This is a genomic window from Mesorhizobium sp. M5C.F.Ca.IN.020.29.1.1 (genome assembly GCF_003997375.1).
Lineage (GTDB): Bacteria > Pseudomonadota > Alphaproteobacteria > Rhizobiales > Rhizobiaceae > Mesorhizobium > Mesorhizobium wenxiniae.
Window position 1 is genome coordinate 1 of the sequence record NZ_RZSW01000432.1, and the last position, 5,411, is coordinate 5,411.

Here is a 5,411-nt window from a genome sequence, read left to right on the forward strand (position 1 = left end):
CAATTAAGGCGGTTCGCACCCAGAAACGGTTCCAAATTGCCCCCCCAGTCCCTGCCGAGACTAATATTTGGTAAACAGAACGTTAATATACTTTGCAGCTAAAGGATCGCGCGTCAATCCGAGGCGGGCCGGTGCACCACCGCTGCAGGCCAGGCCTGGCCAAGGTGGAGGTGCCCATCACGTGTCGGTGCAGAACGAGCGCGCAATCAGGACAAGGCTGCTGTCATGGAGGTGCCGGCTTCTCGCCCTATCAGCCTCGCGGCGCGATTTCACGCGGCGGCGTCCAGCCCCTGCGCCGGCACATAGTTCAGGATCGGGCCGAGCCAGCGCTCGACCTCGCCGAGCGGCATGCGCTTGCGGCGCGCATAATCCTCGACCTGGTCGCGTTCGACCTTGGCCACGCCGAAATAATAGCTTTCGGGATGCGACAGGTAGATGCCGGACACTGAGGAGCCCGGCCACATCGCAAAACTTTCGGTCAGGCTGACGCCGGCATTGCGCTCGCCGTCAAGCAGGCGAAACAGCGTCGCTTTCTCGGTGTGATCGGGCTGCGCCGGATAGCCGGGGGCTGGGCGGATGCCGCGATAGGGTTCGCCGATCAGCTCGTCCGGCGCCAGATCCTCATCCGGGGCATAGGCCCAGAATTCCTTGCGCACGCGTTCGTGCAGGCGCTCGGCGAAGGCTTCGGCGAAACGGTCGGCCAGCGCCTTGACCATGATCGACGAGTAGTCGTCGTTCGCCCGCTCGAAGCGCTCGGCGATTGCCGCTTCCTCGATGCCGGCGGTGACGATGAAGCCGCCGAGATAGTCGGCCTTGCCGCTGTCAAAAGGCGCGACGAAATCCGAGAGTGCGACATTCGCCTTGCCGTCGCGCTTGGTCAGCTGCTGGCGCAGCGTGAAGAAGGTCGCCAGTTCCTGCGATCGCGTGTCGTCGGTGAACAGCCTGATGTCGTCGCCGACAGCGTTGGCCGGCCAGAAGCCGATGACGCCCTTCGGCGCGAACCATTTTTCCGCGATGATCTTCGCCAGCATCGCCTGGGCGTCCTCGAAGAGCTGGCGTGCCGCCGGCCCTTGAGCCTCGTCGTCGAGGATTTTCGGGTAACGGCCCTTCAGCTCCCAGGTCTGGAAGAACGGCGTCCAGTCGATATAGCGCGCGAGCTCGGCCAGATCCCAGCCTTCGAAGACTTTCACGCCGAGGAAGGACGGCTTCGGCGGCGCGTAGGCCGACCAGTCGATCCTGTGGGCGTTGGCACGCGCCTTGACGAGCGGCAAGCGCTGCTTGTCGGCTTCGCTGCGCGCGTGCGCATCGGCAACCTTCTTGTATTCGGCACGAACGTTGTCGACATAGCCGCCCTTGGTCTCGTTCGACAGCAGTGCCGACACCACGCCGACCGCGCGGCTGGCATCGGTGACGTAGACCGTCTGGCCCCTGATATAGCGCGGATGAATCTTTACCGCCGTATGCACGCGGCTGGTCGTCGCGCCGCCGATCAACAGCGGAATGTCAAAACCTTCGCGCTCCATCTCGGCGGCCATATGCGCCATCTCGTCGAGCGAAGGCGTGATCAGGCCGGATAGGCCGATGATGTCGACCTGCTGCTCGCGCGCCGTCTGCAGGATCTTCGCCGCCGGCACCATGACGCCGAGGTCGATGATCTCGTAATTGTTGCAGGCCAGAACCACACCGACGATGTTCTTGCCGATATCGTGGACATCGCCCTTCACCGTCGCCATCAGGATCTTTCCGGCGGTCTGGCGCTCGCCGGTGTCGACGCCATTGGCGGCGTTCGCCAGCTTCTCCGCCTCCATGTGCGGAAGCAAGCCGGCAACGGCCTGCTTCATGACGCGGGCGGACTTCACCACTTGCGGCAGGAACATCTTGCCGGCACCAAACAGATCGCCGACGACATTCATTCCTGCCATCAAAGGACCTTCGATGACATGCAGCGGGCGCTCGGCGGCAAGTCGCGCTTCGTCCGTGTCCGCGTCGATGAATTCGGTGATGCCGTTGACCAGTGCGTGCGAAATGCGCTGGTCGACAGGCCAGTCGCGCCAGGCGAGATCGCGTTCCTGCGCCTCCTTGCCCGCTGTGCCCTTGAAGCGTTCGGCGAGTTCCAGCATGCGTTCGGTCGCTGTGCCGCCGCCCTTCGGCTGACGGTTGTTGACGACGTCCTCGCAGGCTTCGCGCAGTTCCGGATCGATGGACTCGTAAACGGCAAGCTGCCCGGCGTTGACGATGCCCATGTCCATGCCGGCCTGGATGGCATGATAAAGGAACACGGCATGCATGGCCTCGCGCACCGGCTCGTTGCCGCGAAACGAGAAGGAGAGGTTCGACACGCCACCCGATATGTGGACATGGGGAAGCGTCGCGGTGATCTGCCGTGCTGCTTCGATGAAGTCGACGCCGTAATTGTTGTGCTCGTCGATGCCGGTGGCGATGGCAAAGATGTTCGGGTCGAAAACGATATCCTCGGGCGGGAATCCGGCCTGCTCGGTCAGCAGCTTATAGGCGCGGGTGCAGATTTCGACCTTGCGCGCCTGTGTGTCGGCCTGACCGTCTTCGTCGAAGGCCATGACAACCACCGCCGCGCCATACGCGCGGACGAGCTTCGCATGGTGCAGAAAGGCCGCCTCGCCTTCCTTCATGGAAATGGAGTTCACCAGCGGCTTGCCTTGCACGCATTTCAGGCCGGCTTCGATGATCTCCCATTTGGAGCTGTCGATCATCACGGGAACGCGGGCGATATCCGGCTCGGCGGCGATGAGGTTGAGATATTCGACCATCGCCTTTTTCGAATCGATCAGGCCTTCGTCCATGTTGATGTCGATGATCTGCGCGCCATTGGCGACCTGGTCGCGGGCGACTTCCAGCGCGGCGGCATAATCGCCCGCCGTGATCAGCTTCCTGAACCTGGCCGAGCCCGTGACATTGGTGCGCTCGCCGACATTCACGAATGGAATCTCCTTGGTCAACGTGAACGGCTCGAGCCCCGAAAGGCGCATCTTCGGCTCGATGTCGGGAACAGCGCGCGGCGGATATTCCTTTACCGCCTGTGCGATGGCGCGGATGTGGTCCGGCGTCGAGCCGCAGCAGCCGCCGACGACATTGACCAATCCGTCGCGCGCGAACTCCTCGATCTGCGCCGCCATGAATTCCGGGCTCTCGTCATAACGGCCGAATTCATTGGGCAGGCCGGCATTCGGATAGGCGCAAACAAAGGTGTCGGCGACACCGGAAATTTCGTCCAGATGCGCGCGCATGGCCTTGGCGCCCAGCGCGCAATTGAGGCCTATTGTGAACGGGTTGGCGTGACGGACTGAATGCCAGAAAGCCGTCGGCGTCTGGCCGGACAGCGTGCGGCCGGACAGGTCGGTGATCGTGCCGGAGATCATAACCGGCAGATGCATATCCTTCTCGATGAAGATCTCTTCTGCTGCGAAGATCGCCGCCTTGGCGTTCAGCGTATCGAAGATGGTCTCGATCAGGATGATGTCGGCGCCGCCGTCGATCAGACCGCGCAGCTGCTCGCCATAGGCAAGCCGCAATTCGTCGAATGTCACGGCCCGGTAGCCGGGATTGTTGACATCCGGCGACATCGAGGCGGTGCGGTTGGTTGGCCCCAGCGCACCGGCGACGAAACGACGCCTGCCGTCCTCCTGCTCAGCCCTCACCGCTGCCCTACGCACCAGCCGCGCACCGTCGCGGTTCAGCGCGTAGACCGCATCCTCCATGCCGTAATCCGCCTGGGCGATGGCGGTCGAGGAGAAGGTGTTGGTTTCAAGAATGTCCGCCCCGGCGATGGCGTATTGATAGTGGATCTCCTCGATCGCCTTGGGCTGCGTCAGGATCAGCAGATCATTGTTGCCCTGCTGATGGCAGGCGCAATCCGGGAATTTGTCGCCACGGAAATGGTTCTCGTCGAAACCCAGGCCCTGGATCTGCGTGCCCATGGCACCGTCGAGGATGAGGATACGTTCGCGCGCCGCCGCCGTCAGCGCCGCGAGGACTTCCGACCCATCGGGCGTAGCCGCGGCGGGACCGAACAGGTCGTCCAGCGATGAGGGGGTTTGCGACATATTCCGTCCTCGAGGCGACAGTCGCGCTTAAGCGACATAAAGACATCTTTATGTCAATATACGCTATTCGCTTGTTGCTGTCACCCCTGCCGCGGGGAATGCTGCCCGCTGATGCTACGAGGCCGCCTGCGTGTCTTTCAGGCGATCGCCGACGGGACGGCAGGTAAGATCTCCGACGCGGAAGTTGCGTCCTTCATGTGGTAGGCGGGAGCGACCTCTCCCGTCAGGAGAAGATCTCCGCCAGTTCGTCGACGCTGGTGCCTTCGCTAACCTGCCGCAACTCGACATAGCTGACCGCGGTGGCGACCGAGGATCGGACGCAAGATCGGCTCAACGCCGCAGGCGCATGATGCCCGCCCGTTCCTGACGGCGTATTAGGGCGAGCTCCGAGCCCATCTCGAGCGGAAGCTGCTGCTGGGCAACCGCAGAGCCGACAAGCATGATCGGTAAGCTGAAGAGGCGGGAGGCGATGCAGATCAAAATAAGCGGCACTGAAGAATCCAGAATTGAGCGCGCAATTCAGGCAGCAGTATCTGGATCTTGGGAAGAGTTTAGCAGACTCACTGATGCACCTTTTCCAAACGACGGATCGATGAAGGAGCAAATCGATGATTCCTCCCGCCGACTTCAGCAGGCGGGAGGAAATTGGAAAAGGGGCTCCGGCATCGAAATCCTGGCTGATGGAGTCCGCTTCATAATAACAAGGATAGAGGCGCCGCCGGAGGTGGATATCGTACTTTCACTGCACAGCACGAGTGAGCACAGTGACAGCACGATCAATATCTGGACGTTTCATCAGCAGTTGAACTGGGAAGACTAGCCATCGGCCGGCCTCTCAAGCGCCTCCCTCACCCCACCCACTTCTCGTAGTCGGACACGAGCAGGTGCAGCGGCGCGACATCCTCGTCGATGTCTGCGAAGCGGCCGATCGGTTCGCGGAAGACATTGTCGGTGAGATCGTCATTGACGGTCGAGACCTCGCCGATCAACACGTCCTTGCCTTCGGCCCAGAAGGCGTGCCAGACACCCGGGAGAAGCGTGACGCTCTGGCCCGGGTCGAGCTTCAGCAGCCCGCCCGCAGGCAGCCTGTGGATGGTTCCGTCGACAGGCACCGATACCTCGGCCTTCGGATCGATGCCGCCATCGCGATCGTGCATGAACAGTTCCAGCACAAGCTTGCCGCCGCCACGATTGATGATGTCCTCGGCCTTGATGTTGTGGCGGTGCATCGGCGACAGCTGATCCTTGCGCGAGATCATGATCTTCTCGGCATAGAGCATGCCCATGCCCTTCTTCATGTCCTCGTAGCGACCGTTGCGGACAGTGAACAGG

Annotated in this window: 3 protein-coding genes; 1 reads left to right on the forward strand and 2 read right to left on the reverse strand. The window is 62.0% G+C overall.

Features of this window, described 5'->3' with window-relative positions:
- Nucleotides 1-269: 269 nt before the first annotated feature.
- Nucleotides 270-4,079: a methionine synthase gene (gene metH, locus EOA85_RS26250; protein WP_127211711.1), complete on the reverse strand. Its 3,810-nt coding sequence runs from the start codon at nucleotides 4,077-4,079 to the stop codon at nucleotides 270-272.
- A 439-nt stretch (nucleotides 4,080-4,518) separates the two neighbouring features.
- Here metH and EOA85_RS26260 point away from each other — a divergent pair, with 439 nt between their 5' ends.
- Nucleotides 4,519-4,899: a hypothetical protein gene (locus tag EOA85_RS26260; protein WP_127211712.1), complete on the forward strand. Its 381-nt coding sequence runs from the start codon at nucleotides 4,519-4,521 to the stop codon at nucleotides 4,897-4,899.
- A 28-nt stretch (nucleotides 4,900-4,927) separates the two neighbouring features.
- Here the strand turns inward: EOA85_RS26260 and EOA85_RS26265 are convergent.
- A partial coding sequence (locus EOA85_RS26265) for a D-lyxose/D-mannose family sugar isomerase (RefSeq protein ID WP_127211713.1) occupies nucleotides 4,928-5,411 on the reverse strand: 484 nt, incomplete at its 5' end.

Excerpts from the sequence above, each read along its gene's own strand:
- metH (WP_127211711.1), bottom strand. The coding sequence starts at position 4,079 with ATGTCGCAAACCCCCTCATCGCTGGACGACCTGTTCGGTCCCGCCGCG.
- EOA85_RS26260 (WP_127211712.1), top strand. The coding sequence starts at position 4,519 with ATGATCGGTAAGCTGAAGAGGCGGGAGGCGATGCAGATCAAAATAAGC.